Below are 15,010 nucleotides of genomic sequence, written 5' to 3' on the forward strand. Positions count from 1 at the left end.
AGACCCGCTTATAAGATCATGTTCCGTTATACGTTGTTTACGCTTTGAGGAATCTACGATGAGTGAGGCTGAAGCCCGCCCGACTAATTTTATTCGTCAGATCATTGACGAAGATCTTGCTACCGGTAAGCACAATTCCGTTTGCACCCGTTTCCCGCCTGAACCGAACGGCTACCTGCATATCGGCCACGCGAAATCTATCTGCCTTAATTTTGGTATCGCGCAAGACTATAACGGGCAATGCAATCTGCGTTTCGATGACACGAACCCGGTGAAGGAAGATATCGAATACGTTGACTCCATCAAAAATGACGTAGAGTGGCTGGGTTTCCACTGGTCTGGTGATGTGCGTTACTCCTCGGACTACTTTGATCAACTGCATCAGTATGCGGTTGAGCTGATCACCAAAGGTCTTGCCTTTGTTGATGAACTCTCAGCAGACGAGATCCGCGAGTATCGCGGTTCGCTTACCGCGCCTGGCAAAAATAGTCCATTCCGCGACCGGAGTGTTGAAGAGAACCTTGCCCTGTTTGAAAAGATGCGGGCTGGTGGCTTTGAAGAAGGTAAAGCTTGCCTGCGCGCCAAAATTGATATGGCTTCCCCCTTTATTGTGTTGCGCGATCCGGTGCTGTACCGCATCAAATTTGCGGAACACCATCAGACAGGTAACAAGTGGTGCATATATCCGATGTACGACTTTACCCACTGCATCAGTGATGCGCTGGAAGGCATTACGCATTCTCTGTGCACGCTGGAATTCCAGGATAACCGTCGCTTGTACGACTGGGTGCTGGACAACATTTCTATTCCGGTTCACCCGCGCCAGTATGAATTTTCGCGCCTGAATCTGGAATACACCGTAATGTCAAAACGTAAGCTGAACCTGCTGGTGACGGACAAACATGTTGAAGGCTGGGATGACCCGCGTATGCCGACCATCTCCGGGCTGCGTCGCCGTGGTTACACCGCCGGATCCATCCGTGAATTCTGCAAACGTATTGGCGTGACGAAGCAGGACAACACCATTGAGATGGCTTCGCTGGAATCCTGCATCCGTGAAGATCTTAACGAAAACGCGCCGCGCGCGATGGCAGTAATCGATCCGGTTAAACTGGTTATCGAAAACTACCCGCAGGGTGGGAGCGAAATTGTCACCATGCTTAATCATCCGAACAAACCGGAAATGGGCAGTCGGGAAGTACCCTTCAGCGGTGAAATCTGGATCGATCGCGCCGATTTTCGCGAAGAAGCTAATAAACAGTACAAGCGACTGGTGATGGGCAAAGAAGTGCGTCTGCGCAACGCCTACGTGGTAAAAGCTGAACGCGTTGAGAAGGACGCCGAAGGCAATATCACCACTATTTTCTGCACCTATGATGCTGACACTCTGAGCAAAGATCCGGCAGATGGTCGCAAGGTAAAAGGCGTGGTTCACTGGGTCAGCGCTGCGCACGCGCTTCCGGTAGAAATTCGTCTGTATGACCGTTTATTCAGCGTCCCGAACCCGGGTGCTGCTGAAGACTTCCTGTCGGTGATGAATCCGGAATCCCTGGTCATTAAACAGGGTTATGCGGAGCCATCCCTGCAGGCCGCAGAAGCGGGTAAAGCTTATCAGTTCGAACGTGAAGGTTATTTCTGTCTCGATAACCGCTACGCCACGGCACAGAAACTGGTCTTTAACCGCACGGTTGGTCTTCGTGATACCTGGGCGAAAGTCGGCGAATAATTGCAGCTAATCTCATGAACGCCGCTTTGTGCGGCGTTTTTTTATTCTATAACGACGCTGTTATTACTGAACGTAAATAATGGTTTGTGGTTGACCTGAAAAATTGTTTTAATTTTATTATTTTCTATTTTCATTTTTAGCAATTTTTTTAGTGAGCCCTTTCTTCTCTCAATAATATTTCTAATCCTCTTCCTCTATTCAAGAAATATGTGTCCCTTGTCATATTCTTGGTTTTCTTTCTGGCAAATAACTTGATCCTGATAGTCGGTAAAAATAACCTTGATTCGTGGTGTGAAAGAAGTTTGCAGCCACACTTTGCCATTTTTTTATGCTTATTTTCTTGCTGCCTGCCTTTGCACAGCATTTTTGTATTTAGTCAAAGAGGAACAATTATGATCGCGTTTACCGCTAAACGTAAGGCGATAGCATTAGCTATTGTCGGTACAACAACACTATCAGCTTTAATAGCACCCCCGGTGGCCAGGGCCGCAGGGTTTGTTGAAGATTCTACACTTACTGGCGGTGTCTATTACTGGCAGCGTGAACGCGACCGTAAAGATGTCACTGATGGTAATAAATATAAAACCAATCTGGCGCATTCTACCTGGAATACCAATCTCGATTTCCAGTCTGGTTATGCAGCAGATATGTTTGGTTTCGACGTTGCGGCATTTGCAGCTATTGAAATGGCCGAATCTTCAGGTAGCGCACATCCTAATGAAATGGCGTTTTCTAACAGCCATAAGGTCTATGATGAAGACTGGGCTGGAGACCGAAGTGGGGCAAGTCTCTATACTGCTGCGGCAAAATTTAAGTACGGGCCGTTATGGGCCAGAGCGGGCTATATCCAGCCCACCGGTCAGACGCTACTGGCGTCCAACTGGAGTTTTATGCCGGGTACGTATCAAGGTACGGAAATTGGCGTAAATCTCGACTATGAAGATTGCGGTACCCTGAGTTTCTCCTATATGTGGGCCAATGAATATAAGGCCCCCTGGTATAACGAAACCGATAATTTTTACCAGAATGATGGCGTGAGTAAAATTGATTATGTCCACTCCATTGGCGCGCAATATGATTTTAAAAATGATTTCATTTTAGAAGCGGCATTTGGACAGGCACAGGGCTATGTAGATCAGTACTTCGCGAAAGCCAGTTATAAATTTGATATTGCTGGGAGTCCGCTGTCTACAAGCTATCAGTTCTACAGCTCACGTGATAAAGCATCTAATCACACTATCAATGATATTTATGATGGTACGGCCTGGTTACAGGCGCTGACCTTTAATTATGCCGCAGGGCCCGTTGATTTACGTCTGGAGGGCACATGGGTAAAAGCGGACGGCCGGCAGGGAAATTTCAACTCACGTATGACACCACTTTATGGCTCGTCAAATGGCCGACTGGATATCTGGTGGGATAATCGTTCTGACTTTAACGCCCATAATGAAAAAGCGGTATTTGTTGGCGCTATGTATGATTTGAAAGATTTAAATCTTCCGGGCTGGGCGGTAGGTGCCTCATATGTTTATGGCTGGGATGCCAAACCATCCAACGTTTCGTCTGGCGATAAATACTATAAGGCCGGCAATTCAATTAAGGAATCCGCTTACAGCCTGGATGTGGTTTATACCCTGCAGGACGGCATGGCGAAAGGCACATTATTTAAGCTGCACTTTACCCAGTTCGATAATCACTCCGATATTCCAAGCTGGGGTGGGGGTTACAACAACATCTTCCAGGATGAGCGCGACGTGAAATTTATCGTCATTGCACCTTTTACGATTTTCTGAGGCGAGGGTAGGGCAACATGAATAAAAGTATAATGACTCTGTTTATGGTTCTGGGGCTTACCGCCTGCGTACAGCAACCTCAGGCGCCGAAAGAAGATATGCGTTTGAGAGCGGCTTATAGTGCCTGTATTAATACTGCAGAAGGTTCATCGGAAAAACTTGAAGCCTGCCGTAGCGTGCTGGAAGTGCTGAAGTCAGAAAAGGCGCATCAACAATTTGCCCACGAAGAGTCGGTACGCACCCTGGATTATCAGCAGTGCCTTGAAGCCACCCATACGGGGAATGGTCAGGCGGTAAAAGCCAACTGCGATCGTATCTGGCAGGAAATTCGTAGCAACAATACGCAGTAGCCACCCAGGGTAAACCAATAAAAAAGCCAACCTTCAGGTTGGCTTTTTACGTTTACGGAAGATTACTTAGCAATCTCGTGGGCGTTTTCATCGCTGCGGCAGTCGCCTTCAGCGCAATGGCCGTAGAGGTACAGGCTATGGTTCGTCAGGCGAATGCCGTGTTGGGAGGCAATTTCACGCTGCCGGGCTTCAATGGAGTCATCACTGAATTCAATCACTTTGCCACAGTCGAGGCAAATCAGGTGGTCATGGTGATGCTGCTGAGTCAGTTCAAAGACAGATTTGCCGCCTTCGAAATTATGGCGGGTTACGATCCCGGCATCATCAAACTGGTTCAGTACACGGTAAACCGTTGCCAGCCCGATCTCTTCGCCCATATCGATAAGGCGCTTATATAAATCTTCCGCACTGACATGATGGTTGTCCGGCTCCTGAAGCACTTCCAGGATTTTCAAGCGAGGAAGCGTGACTTTCAGGCCGGCCTTCTTTAATGCGGTATTGTTGTCAGTCATGCGGAATCTGTCCTGTTGCTAAACGATTCGCTTCCGGGGAGGGAAGCTACAAGGAATGCTCTGGGAAATGCGTCTCATTATAGAACTGCCATGTCTAAATGAAAACTGCAAGTCCTCAAGTAAAGTAAGCGTATAAAACGTGGTAGCGCCAACAAAGTCATGCGGTATCCGTTTCAACCAGGCCATATTGTACAGTGCTGGCGGCAAAAGTTAAAAAAATGTAGCAATTATTTCCATTGGTTTTAACTATCAATAAGGCGCAACATGTAGATTGCGCCATATACTGTCAGGCATTAATAATTGCGGTAAGGTTCAGCTCTTCAGAAATCTGTTTCACCCATTTTTCGACGCGACCCGCGGTGAGCTCCGGTTGACGATCTTCATCAATAGCCAGACCTACAAAGTGATCATCGTCAGCAAGGCCTTTGGACGCTTCAAAATGGTAACCTTCTGTCGGCCAGTGACCAACGATGACCGCGCCGCGCGGTTCGATGATGTCACGGATAGTCCCCAGTGCATCACAGAAGTATTCGGCATAATCTTCCTGGTCACCGCAACCAAAAAGGGCAACCAGCTTTCCATTGAAATCAATCTCTTCCAGCGTCGGGAAAAAGTCGTCCCAGTCACACTGTGCTTCGCCGTAATACCAGGTTGGAATACCCAGCAACAGAATATCGTAACCTTCCAGATCTTCTTTGCTGCTCTTCGCAATATCGTGAACATCCGCAACATCTTTACCAAGCTGCGCCTGAATCATTTTTGCGATGTTTTCGGTATTACCGGTGTCGCTGCCGAAAAAAATGCCAGTGATTGCCATGAGTAAAATAACCTCTTGAAACTTAATGATATGGTGGTGGCGTTTAGCCCACGGATAAGGGCAATCATAGCAGATAGGAGAAGCGCGCGGAAACTGCAATCGCCTCGGACTGCACTCTCTGCTACATGAAAGCGTTAATCAGACGAAGATTCAGAGTAATCAATGCTGTTCAGCGCTTTGAGCTGTTCCAGCAACATCTCTTCAATGAGTTCACTGCGGCTCATTTGACGCGCGTCTGCCAGGGCATTCAGTGCGTCCACTGCCTCAGCATTTATTTTCAATTCGACGCGTTTAAGCCCACGAAATTTATCGCGTTTAAGCTGGTTACGCTTGTTAATGCGTAATTGCTCGTCGCGAGAGAGCGGATTGGTTTTGGGACGTCCCGGGCGACGCTCATTCGCGAACAGATCTAGTGTCGTGCGGTCCGTTTGTTCTTTAGCCATGGTTTAAGGATACTACGGGAAGTACAAGCAATCGGGTCATTGCCCGGGCTGATTAGCGCGCCATCATACATCAGCGATGCAGGGACGCCAACGCCCGGGCGCGTTATGGCGACCGGTCGCCGGGTTTTTAATCAGTTCGTCTTTTCAGAGAGATAACGGCGGATGGCGCGTAAAACGGCATCTGGCTTTTCTGCATGTACCCAGTGCCCCGCGCCCGCAATGACATGCGCCTTCGCCTGAGGAAACTGGCTGAGTAACGCCTGCCGGTACTGCTCAGTCACATAAGGGGAGTTACCGCCGGGAATGAAAAGAGCGGGGTGGTTCCAGGCCGGAACGGCTTCCCAACCCACAATATGCGGATACTCTTCCCATAATACGGGAACGTTAAATCGCCACTGGCCCTCACTAAAAGATTTCAGAAGAAACTGAATAACGCCCTCTTCATCAATTACCGTGCGCATCACGGCCGCTGCTTGCTGGCGCGTGGTGACCTTTGCATCCGTTACGGCATTGATGGCGGCGAAAATCTCGTCATGGCGACGTACAGCGTAATCGACAGGGGCAATATCAATAGCCACCAGCCCGTCAATACGTTCCGGCGCAATCGCCGTTAATGCCATCACCGCTTTGCCGCCCATGGAGTGGCCGATGAAGGTAGCGCGTTCGATACCCTGCGCGTCCAGTGTCTCGACCAGATCCTGCGCCATTGCCGGATAATTCATCGTGTCGGAACGGTCAGACTGCCCGTGATTACGCATATCCACTTGCAGAATATCATGATCAAGGACGAGGTCGCGGGCAAGGATACCCAGGTTGTCAAGGCTGCCAAACAGGCCATGAACCAGGACGATGGGAGAATTGTTGTGCGATTGTTGTGCAGTTTGCGCTCGGGTATTCAATTTCATGGCAAAGTTCTTTTTTTCGCTCTTTCGGATTAGGGTATTATGTTGAACATTCTGCCGCCCGGCTGCAAGGTTCAGAGGTAATCTAACTTAGCCGCCACTCAGGTTAAGCGCTATCCGCTGTTGAGATTTGACTCTATAATCTCAATAACTTGTATTCAGATAAGACACTGCACTGGATTAAAATGAAAACGATTGAAGTTGATGATGAACTCTACAGTTATATTGCCAGCCACACGAAGCATATTGGTGAGAGCGCATCCGACATTTTACGGCGCATGTTGAAATTTTCCGCCTCCTCTCAACCTGCTGCCACGCTGACCGCCGCTGCAAAAGAAACCCCTGTTACACCGAAGGTTGAAGAGACTAAACCGACGAACACCGCGAAGGACAGGGTGCGTGCCGTGCGCGAGCTTCTGCTTTCGGATGAATACGCTGAACAGAAAAAAGCGGTTAACCGTTTCATGCTGGTGCTGTCTACACTCTATTCTCTGGACAATAAAGCCTTTGCAGAATCCACTGAGTCTCTGCACGGGCGGACCCGCGTATACTTTGCGTCTGACGAACAAACCTTGTTGCAAAATGGCACGCAGACTAAGCCAAAACAGGTGCCAGACACGCCATACTGGGTCATCACCAACACTAATACGGGTCGTAAATGCAGCATGATCGAACACATCATGCAGTCAATGCAGTTCCCGGCGGAATTGATTGAAAAGGTTTGCGGCACAATTTAATCCTTGCATAAGAAGGACCAGGCAATGGCTAACCATGAACGTGCAGGTCAACCTGCGCAGCAGAGCGATTTGATCAACGTCGCCCAACTTACCGCCCAGTACTACGTGCTGAAGCCGGAAGTGGGTAACGCTGAACATGCGGTAAAATTTGGTACATCAGGCCACCGTGGCAGTGCGTGGCGCCACAGCTTTAACGAGCCTCATATTCTGGCGATTGCTCAGGCGATTGCTGAAGAGCGCGCTAAAAACGGCATCACCGGGCCATGCTACGTGGGTAAAGATACCCATGCTTTGTCTGAACCTGCGTTCATCTCCGTGCTTGAAGTGCTGGCAGCAAATGGCGTTGACCTCATTGTGCAGGAAAACAACGGCTTTACGCCTACGCCGGCCGTCTCAAACGCCATCCTGGTCCACAACAAAAACGGCGGCGCGCTGGCAGACGGTATTGTTATCACCCCCTCACACAACCCGCCGGAAGATGGTGGCATCAAATACAACCCACCTAACGGCGGCCCGGCAGATACAAACGTTACCAAAGTGGTAGAAGATCGTGCTAACGCGCTACTGGCTGACGGTCTGAAAGGCGTGAAACGCATTTCGCTGGATGCCGCGCTCGCTTCCGGTCATGTAAAAGAACAGGATCTGGTTCAGCCATTTATCGAAGGGCTGGCGGAGATCGTTGATATGGCGGCGATTCAGAAAGCCGGTCTGAAGCTGGGCGTTGATCCGCTTGGTGGCTCCGGTATCGAATACTGGAAACGCATCGCCGACTTCTACAAACTTGATCTGACCCTCGTGAACGATCAGGTTGATCAGACGTTCCGCTTTATGCACCTCGACAAAGACGGTGTGATCCGCATGGACTGCTCCTCTGAAAGTGCGATGGCGGGGCTTCTGGCGCTGCGCGACAAGTTTGACCTGGCCTTCGCCAACGACCCTGACTATGACCGCCACGGCATTGTTACCCCGGCTGGTCTGATGAACCCCAACCACTATCTGGCGGTGGCGATCAACTACCTGTTCCAGCATCGTCCGCAGTGGGGCAAAGAGGTGGCAGTAGGTAAAACGCTGGTCTCCTCGGCGATGATTGACCGTGTGGTCAACGACCTTGGCCGTAAGCTGGTGGAAGTGCCGGTGGGCTTTAAATGGTTCGTAGATGGTCTGTTTGACGGAAGCTTCGGCTTTGGCGGGGAAGAGAGCGCGGGGGCATCCTTCCTGCGCTTTGACGGCACGCCCTGGTCAACTGACAAAGACGGTATCATCATGTGCCTGCTGGCAGCAGAGATCACGGCCGTTACCGGCAAAAACCCACAGCAGCACTATGACGAACTGGCCGAGCGCTTCGGTGCGCCGAGTTACAATCGTCTGGGGGCCAGCGCCACTTCTGCACAGAAAGCCGCGCTGTCTAAGCTTTCTCCGGAGATGGTCAGCGCCAGCACGCTGGCAGGCGACCCAATCACCGCGCGCCTGACGGCGGCACCGGGCAATGGTGCTTCTATTGGGGGCCTGAAAGTGATGACCGACAACGGCTGGTTTGCGGCACGTCCGTCCGGTACGGAAGACGCCTATAAAATTTATTGCGAAAGCTTCCTCGGTGAGGAACACCGTAAGCTTATCGAGAAAGAAGCGGTTGAGATTGTCAGCGAAGTGCTGAAAAACGCCTGATGCTATAGTCTTGTCCGGCCCGGTCGCGTTCGCGTGACCGGGCTTTTTTATGCCCGCTCAGAGCATAAAGCGATAGCCAATGCCGGTTTCGGTTAACAAATGGCGTGGGCGCGCCGGATCCTCCTCAAGTTTTTGCCGAAGATGACCCATATAAATACGCAGATAATGGCTATGTTCCACAGCGTTTGGTCCCCAGACCTGGCTTAATAACTGGCGCTGGGTGAGAACTTTCCCATGATTATTCAGCAGCACGGCGAGCAGCCGGAATTCAATAGGCGTCAGGTGCAGCTCTTCACTGCCTCGCTGGATTCGCCGACTGGCAAGATCGACCTGAATATTCGAAAAGGTTACCACCGGATCGCTTTGCGGCGTACCAGCATGGCGGCGCAACGCCACTCTGAGACGCGCCTGCAACTCCCCGATGCCAAACGGCTTGCTGAGATAATCATCTGCACCCGCATCCAGCGCCGCGATTTTATCGCTCTCTTCGCTCCTGGCGGAAAGGACAATAACCGGCATCTGGCTCCACTGACGCAGGTCACGAATAAAATCAATGCCCTCTCCATCCGGCAAGCCCAAATCCAGGATGACCAGATCAGGCTTGCGCGTCGCGGCCTCAATCAAACCGCGTTGTAACGTCTCCGCTTCAAATACCCGCAGCCCTTCAGCTTCCAGCGCGGTGCGCAGAAAACGGCGAATAGCCTGCTCATCTTCAACAATAAGAACGTTAATCACAGATCCTCAGAAAGGTCATCCAGTTGCGGGGGCGTCTCCAGCGGGAGTGTAACATGAAAACAGGCTCCTCCCTCAGGACGGTTTGCCGCGCTGATGGTTCCCCCGTGAACATCGACAATCGCCTGACAGATAGCCAGACCAAGCCCTACGCCGGGGATGGCCGATTCTTTATTACCACGGGCAAATTTAGCAAAAATGGCATCTTCCTGCCCCTCAGGAATACCCGGCCCGGTATCCCAGACCTCCAGCGTTAAGCGAGAGGAGGAAGCGATGGCGCGAATGCCGATCTCCGCCCGAAAGCCTGCATATTTGACCGCATTTTCCAGTAGATTAATCAGCACGCGTTCAAATAAAGGCCCGTCCACGTGGACCAGCATTAACGGGTCAGGGAGATCCAGCGCAATACGCCGTCCGCCAAGACCAGGTTCCAGCGTCCGCAAGGCGCTGCCCACCACCTCTTCGAGCGTCAGCCACTCTTTTTTTAAATTAAAACCACCGGACTGAATACGCGCCATATCCAGCAGATTGTTCACCAGCCGCGTGGTGTTGAGCACATGCTGGCGTATTTCGCTGGCCTGAGGCGCATGTTTTGACCCCTCGCTGGCGAGATCGAGCGTCAGAATTTCTGCCTGACCAAACAGCACCGTCAGCGGTGTGCGCAGATCGTGAGAGAGAGCAGCCAGAAGAGCGTTTCGAATGCTCTCCCGTTCACTGGCAAAGCGGGCCTGCTCTTCACTGGTTATCAGCGCCTGGCGCTCCAGCGCACTGGCAACCAGCAGAGTAAAGGTTTCCAGCAACCGCTGCTGCTCCGGCACCATCAACAAGCGCAGGTTAGCCGGTTCGACCACCACCAGTCCGTGAGTTTGCTGCGCACTCTTCAGCGGTAAAATTTGATAAGGCACGCCGGGTAGCGTATCGGTACCGGCACCGGCTGGCTGACCTTTATCGAAGCTCCAGCGGGCAATGGCGTCATCCCAGGAGGTGATATTTTGCGTACGGGTGATAGCAATGAGTTTGCCTGATCTGTCGGGCATGAGCACCTGACTGCGGGCATTGAAGGTAGAGCGAATAAACGTCTCGCTGGTGGCGGCAATAGCTTCAACGCTCCGTCCCGCAGCCAGCGCTTTTGACATCTCGTACAAATGGCGGGTGCGCTGCTCACGATAGCGGGCTACGCGAGCCTGATAGCGCACCCCGGCGGTCAGATTGCCAATCACCAGCCCAACGGTCAGCATGACGCCAAAGGTCAACAGATACTGCACATCAGAAACGGCCAGCGTTCCTCGCGGCGCAATAAAAAAGAGATCGAAGCTGACCACGTTAATGACGGTGGCAAAGGCTGACGGCCAGCGGCCATACAGTAACGCGATAACCACCACACCCAGCAGATAGATCATCACCAGGTTAGCCGCATCAAATGCGACTAACCACTGCATCGCAATCAGCGTAATAGCCGCACATAAGGCCAGTGCGACAACACAGCCTTTCAACTGCACGCGCCAGCGCTCCATAAACGGACGGCTATCATTCGGGCGAAGGGGCAGGGGGGCAGGCGTATCGTCCGGCGCAATGATCACCAGGTCAAGGTCCGGAGCGCGTCGTGCCAGACGATCAGCAAACGACTCGCGGTTAAACCAGCCGCGTTTTGCGCGTCTGCCAATCAGAATTTTGCCGAGATTGTGCTCTCTTGCGTAGCGCAAAATGGCCTTGTCTTCAGCGGGGTCTGAGAGCGTGGCCGTTTCTGCGCCCAGCTCTTGCGCCAGATGCAGAGCGGCGAGAATCGCCCGTCGCTGCGGTTCCGGAAGTTTGTGCAGCGCCGGGGTTTCGACGTATACCGCATGCCAGACGCTGCCAAGTTTGGCGGCCAGACGAGCCGCAGTACGAATCAATTTTTCGTTACCGCTGCCGTGTCCTATGCAGAGCAGAATGGCATCACGCGTATGCCAGACTTTTTCATCCCCCAGGCGGTCACGCCAGGCCCGCATCTGGTCATCCACACGATCCGCAGTGCGACGCAGCGCCAGTTCACGCAGGGCGATGAGGTTTCCTTTACGGAAAAAGTGTTCAATGGCGCGTTCGGCCTGACCACCAATATAGACCTTTCCTTCGTGCAGGCGTTGTCGCAGATCGTCCGGGGGGAGATCCACCAGCACAATCTCGTCGGCCGCATCAAAAAAGGGATCGGGGACCGTTTCACGCACCTGAATACCGGTTACGCCGCTGACCACATCATTCAGGCTTTCCAGATGCTGAACATTCACCGTGGTCAGCACATTAATTCCTGCGTCCAGTAGCTCTTCGACATCCTGCCAGCGCTTCGGATGGCGGGTGCCCGGCGCATTGCTGTGCGCCAGCTCATCCATCAGTATTAACGCCGGACGCCGCGCAAGGGCGGCGTCAAGATCGAACTCCTGAATCAGTCGCCCGCGGTGGGCGACCCGTTTTGCAGGTAGTACCGCCAGCCCATTGAGCAGGGCCGCGGTCTCTTTACGTCCATGCGTCTCCACCACGCCAATCACAACATCCAGCCCCTGCGCCCGTTGCCGCTGGGCTTCCTGCAACATGGCAAAGGTTTTACCTACCCCGGCGCAGGCACCGAAAAAAATCTTCAGCGTTCCGCGATGGGCGGTTGCGGCGTGTTCCAGCAACCGGTCGGGGTCCGGGCGCAAAGGCTCGTCGGTCATGTCTTAGTTATCCTTACGTGCGTCCAGCGCCAGATTCAGTTCGACAATATTTACCACCGGCTGGCCCAGGAAATCTACCAGCGGTTTTTCAGTGTGTTCCGCCACAAGCTTAGTCACCTCCTCGCGGGAGAGTCCACGCGCCGCAGCCACGCGCGGGATTTGCCAGGCAGCAGCAGAAGGTGTCAGGTTGTTATCCAGCCCGCTTGCCGAGGCGGTGAGCAACTCAACGGGTATCAGCGCGTCGGCCTGAGGATTATGCGCACGCAGTTCGCTAACGCGAGCGCTGACCTGTTTATCCAGTTCCGGGTTGCTTGCCGCAAGATTGCTTCCGCCGGATGCCATTGGGTTATAGGGCGCATCAGCGGTGGCAGACGGACGCCCCTGAAAATAACCCGGTGCGGTAAAGTTTTGCCCTATCAGGCGAGAGCCACGTATTTCACCGGCATTCTCAATCAGCGAGCCGTTAGCCTGCGCCCTGAACCACCACTGACCCAGTGTCGTTGTCACCAGCGGATAAAGGCCACCGGTAATAAGCGTCAGTAAAATTAACAGCAGTAAAGCGGGACGAATCAAAGACATTGTATGTTCCTTTTACACCAGGCCGAACAGCGTCAGCAGCAGGTCAATCAGTTTGATGCCGATAAAGGGCACCACCAGGCCGCCAAGACCATATATCCACAGATTGCGACGTAACATGGCGGGCGCGCTCAACGGCTTGTAACTCACTCCTTTCAGGGCGAGTGGGATCAGAAAGACAATGATCAGGGCGTTGAAAATCACCGCGCTCAAAATCGCCGATGCGGGTGAATGCAGATGCATCACGTTCAGCGCGTTAAGCTGCGGATAGGTGGCGGCGAAGGCTGCCGGAATAATGGCAAAATACTTTGCCACGTCGTTGGCGATACTAAAGGTGGTCAGCGAACCACGGGTCATCAGCATCTGTTTACCAATGTGCACCACTTCGATGAGCTTGGTGGGGTTAGAGTCCAAATCCACCATGTTGCCCGCCTCTTTTGCAGCCTGGGTACCGGAGTTCATCGCAACGGCGACATCCGCCTGCGCCAGGGCAGGCGCATCGTTGGTGCCATCACCGGTCATCGCCACGAGGCGACCTTCTGCCTGATACTGGCGAATCAGTGCCAGTTTGGCTTCTGGCGTGGCCTCGGCAAGGAAATCGTCCACGCCAGCTTCGGCGGCAATCGCCGCAGCGGTCAGGCGATTGTCGCCGGTTATCATCACGGTTTTAATGCCCATTTTGCGCAACTGGGCGAAACGCTCTTTGATGCCGCCTTTCACCACATCCTTGAGCGAAATAACACCGAGCACGTGCGCCCCTTCTGCGACCACCAGCGGGGTGGCCCCCTGACGGGCGACCTGCTCGACCAGCGCATCGACGTCTGCCGGAAACAGCCCGTTGTTGGCGGCAATATGACGGCGAATGGCATCCACCGAACCTTTGCGAATCATGCGCTCACCCAGGTTGATCCCACTCATGCGGGTCTGCGCTGTAAAGGGCACAAAGGTGGCCTGCAGACTTTGTACATCCCGTTCGCGCAGATTAAAACGCTGTTTAGCCAGCACCACGATGCTGCGGCCTTCCGGTGTTTCATCCGCCAGTGAGGAGAGTTGTGCGGCATCGGCCAGCGTTTTTTCCTCTGTTCCCTGGGCCGGAAGGAAGGCTGAGGCCTGGCGGTTGCCAAGGGTGATGGTGCCGGTTTTATCCAGCAGCAGTACATCGACATCCCCGGCGGCTTCCACGGCGCGCCCGCTGGTGGCAATCACGTTTGCCCCCAGCATACGGCTCATTCCCGCCACCCCAATGGCTGAAAGCAGGCCGCCGATGGTGGTTGGGATAAGACAGACCAGCAGGGCCACCAGCACGGTGACGCTTACTGCGGTGCCGCCGTATACCGAGAATGGCCACAGCGTGGCCGTGGCCAGCAGAAAGACAATGGTCAGCGCGACCAGCAGGATGGTCAGCGCAATTTCGTTGGGGGTTTTACGCCGCTGCGCCCCTTCCACCATCGCTATCATCCTGTCGAGAAAAGTTTCACCAGGGTTGACGCTACACTGAATAACCAGCCAGTCGGACAGAATGCGCGTGCCCCCTGTTACAGAGGCGAAATCGCCGCCGGATTCACGGATAACCGGCGCAGACTCCCCTGTTATTGCACTCTCATCAACCGATGCTCCCCCTTCAATAACCTCGCCATCGCAGGGAATAATATCGCCCGCTTCGACCAGCACGATGTCGCCTTTTCGCAACGCTTCAGCCGGTACGTGGTCAACCTGCGCGTCATGCTGAGGGGCACGCAATTTACGGGCAAACGCCGTCTTTTTCACCCCTTTGAGACTGTTGGCCTGCGCTTTACTGCGTCCCTCTGCCAGCGCTTCTGCAACGTTGGCAAACAGCACCGTAAACCACAGCCAGAGGCTCACCGCACCGGTAAACCAGGCGCTGCCTTCAAGGTGTCCGGTCGCCATTGCCACCGCCAGCAGCGTGGTCAGCAGACTCCCCAGCCAGACGATGAACATGACCGGATTACGCCACTGTATATGCGGGCTTAATTTGGTGACGGAATCTATCAGCGCCTGACGAACTAAAGCGGGTTCGAGCAGCGTCATCTGTTTACGACTCATGAAAAA

At 53.1% G+C, this 15,010-nt stretch carries 13 protein-coding genes; 5 read left to right on the forward strand and 8 right to left on the reverse strand.

The features are described 5' to 3' along the window. The first annotated feature begins 58 nt into the window (after positions 1–58). From glnS to chiQ, 3 genes are all read left to right on the forward strand, one after another. Entirely contained in the window at positions 59–1,726 is a 1,668-nt protein-coding gene (gene glnS / locus M1D91_RS07035; RefSeq protein ID WP_437430882.1) for a glutamine--tRNA ligase, read from the forward strand. Between the two features lie 392 nt (positions 1,727–2,118). Then, positions 2,119–3,519, forward strand: coding sequence for a chitoporin ChiP (chiP, locus tag M1D91_RS07040; RefSeq protein ID WP_437430883.1), 1,401 nt, complete (start codon positions 2,119–2,121; stop codon positions 3,517–3,519). Between the two features lie 17 nt (positions 3,520–3,536). Continuing rightward, a complete protein-coding gene (gene chiQ / locus M1D91_RS07045; protein WP_437430884.1) occupies positions 3,537–3,869 on the forward strand; it encodes a ChiQ/YbfN family lipoprotein in 333 nt (110 codons plus the stop codon). Between the two features lie 62 nt (positions 3,870–3,931). Here chiQ and fur read toward each other — a convergent pair whose 3' ends face one another. The 4 genes from fur to ybfF all read right to left on the reverse strand — a co-directional run bounded on the left by fur (position 3,932) and on the right by ybfF (position 6,546). Beyond that, positions 3,932–4,381, reverse strand: coding sequence for a ferric iron uptake transcriptional regulator (gene fur / locus M1D91_RS07050; protein WP_437430885.1), 450 nt, complete (start codon positions 4,379–4,381; stop codon positions 3,932–3,934). Between the two features lie 286 nt (positions 4,382–4,667). Beyond that, entirely contained in the window at positions 4,668–5,198 is a 531-nt protein-coding gene (gene fldA / locus M1D91_RS07055) for a flavodoxin FldA (protein WP_437430886.1), read from the reverse strand. Between the two features lie 134 nt (positions 5,199–5,332). Further along, a complete protein-coding gene (ybfE, locus tag M1D91_RS07060) occupies positions 5,333–5,641 on the reverse strand; it encodes a LexA regulated protein (protein ID WP_437430887.1) in 309 nt (102 codons plus the stop codon). A 131-nt stretch (positions 5,642–5,772) separates the two neighbouring features. Beyond that, positions 5,773–6,546: an esterase gene (gene ybfF, locus M1D91_RS07065; RefSeq protein ID WP_437430888.1), complete on the reverse strand. Its 774-nt coding sequence runs from the start codon at positions 6,544–6,546 to the stop codon at positions 5,773–5,775. Positions 6,547–6,728: 182 nt separating this feature from the next. On the opposite strand from ybfF, the gene seqA reads away from it, so the two are divergent. Both seqA and pgm read left to right on the forward strand, forming a co-directional pair. Continuing rightward, positions 6,729–7,280 (forward strand): replication initiation negative regulator SeqA, encoded by a 552-nt coding sequence (gene seqA, locus M1D91_RS07070; RefSeq protein WP_437430889.1) that lies wholly within the window; start codon positions 6,729–6,731, stop codon positions 7,278–7,280. 24 nt (positions 7,281–7,304) lie between these two features. Continuing rightward, positions 7,305–8,945, forward strand: a complete 1,641-nt coding sequence (pgm, locus tag M1D91_RS07075) for a phosphoglucomutase (alpha-D-glucose-1,6-bisphosphate-dependent) (protein WP_437430890.1) — start codon at positions 7,305–7,307, stop codon at positions 8,943–8,945. Positions 8,946–9,002: 57 nt separating this feature from the next. Here the strand turns inward: pgm and kdpE are convergent, their stop codons facing one another. From kdpE to kdpB, 4 genes are read right to left on the reverse strand one after another with little or no spacing between them, the layout of a single operon-like run. Further along, positions 9,003–9,680, reverse strand: a complete 678-nt coding sequence (gene kdpE / locus M1D91_RS07080) for a two-component system response regulator KdpE (protein ID WP_437430891.1) — start codon at positions 9,678–9,680, stop codon at positions 9,003–9,005. After that, entirely contained in the window at positions 9,677–12,364 is a 2,688-nt protein-coding gene (kdpD, locus tag M1D91_RS07085; RefSeq protein WP_437430892.1) for a two-component system sensor histidine kinase KdpD, read from the reverse strand. The genes kdpE and kdpD overlap by 4 nt, the downstream gene beginning before the upstream one ends. 3 nt (positions 12,365–12,367) lie before the next feature. Beyond that, positions 12,368–12,943, reverse strand: a complete 576-nt coding sequence (gene kdpC, locus M1D91_RS07090) for a potassium-transporting ATPase subunit KdpC (RefSeq protein ID WP_437430893.1) — start codon at positions 12,941–12,943, stop codon at positions 12,368–12,370. Between the two features lie 12 nt (positions 12,944–12,955). Continuing rightward, positions 12,956–15,004, reverse strand: a complete 2,049-nt coding sequence (gene kdpB / locus M1D91_RS07095) for a potassium-transporting ATPase subunit KdpB (protein ID WP_437430894.1) — start codon at positions 15,002–15,004, stop codon at positions 12,956–12,958. Positions 15,005–15,010: the final 6 nt, after the last annotated feature.

The sequence above is a fragment of the Enterobacter sp. SA197 genome (assembly GCF_054131575.1).

Coding starts and splice junctions, on each gene's coding strand:
- glnS (WP_437430882.1), top strand. CDS start 59: ATGAGTGAGGCTGAAGCCCGCCCGACTAATTTTATTCGTCAGATCATT.
- chiP (WP_437430883.1), top strand. CDS start 2,119: ATGATCGCGTTTACCGCTAAACGTAAGGCGATAGCATTAGCTATTGTC.
- chiQ (WP_437430884.1), top strand. CDS start 3,537: ATGAATAAAAGTATAATGACTCTGTTTATGGTTCTGGGGCTTACCGCC.
- fur (WP_437430885.1), bottom strand. CDS start 4,381: ATGACTGACAACAATACCGCATTAAAGAAGGCCGGCCTGAAAGTCACG.
- fldA (WP_437430886.1), bottom strand. CDS start 5,198: ATGGCAATCACTGGCATTTTTTTCGGCAGCGACACCGGTAATACCGAA.
- ybfE (WP_437430887.1), bottom strand. CDS start 5,641: ATGGCTAAAGAACAAACGGACCGCACGACACTAGATCTGTTCGCGAAT.
- ybfF (WP_437430888.1), bottom strand. CDS start 6,546: ATGAAATTGAATACCCGAGCGCAAACTGCACAACAATCGCACAACAAT.
- seqA (WP_437430889.1), top strand. CDS start 6,729: ATGAAAACGATTGAAGTTGATGATGAACTCTACAGTTATATTGCCAGC.
- pgm (WP_437430890.1), top strand. CDS start 7,305: ATGGCTAACCATGAACGTGCAGGTCAACCTGCGCAGCAGAGCGATTTG.
- kdpD (WP_437430892.1), bottom strand. CDS start 12,364: ATGACCGACGAGCCTTTGCGCCCGGACCCCGACCGGTTGCTGGAACAC.
- kdpC (WP_437430893.1), bottom strand. CDS start 12,943: ATGTCTTTGATTCGTCCCGCTTTACTGCTGTTAATTTTACTGACGCTT.
- kdpB (WP_437430894.1), bottom strand. CDS start 15,004: ATGAGTCGTAAACAGATGACGCTGCTCGAACCCGCTTTAGTTCGTCAG.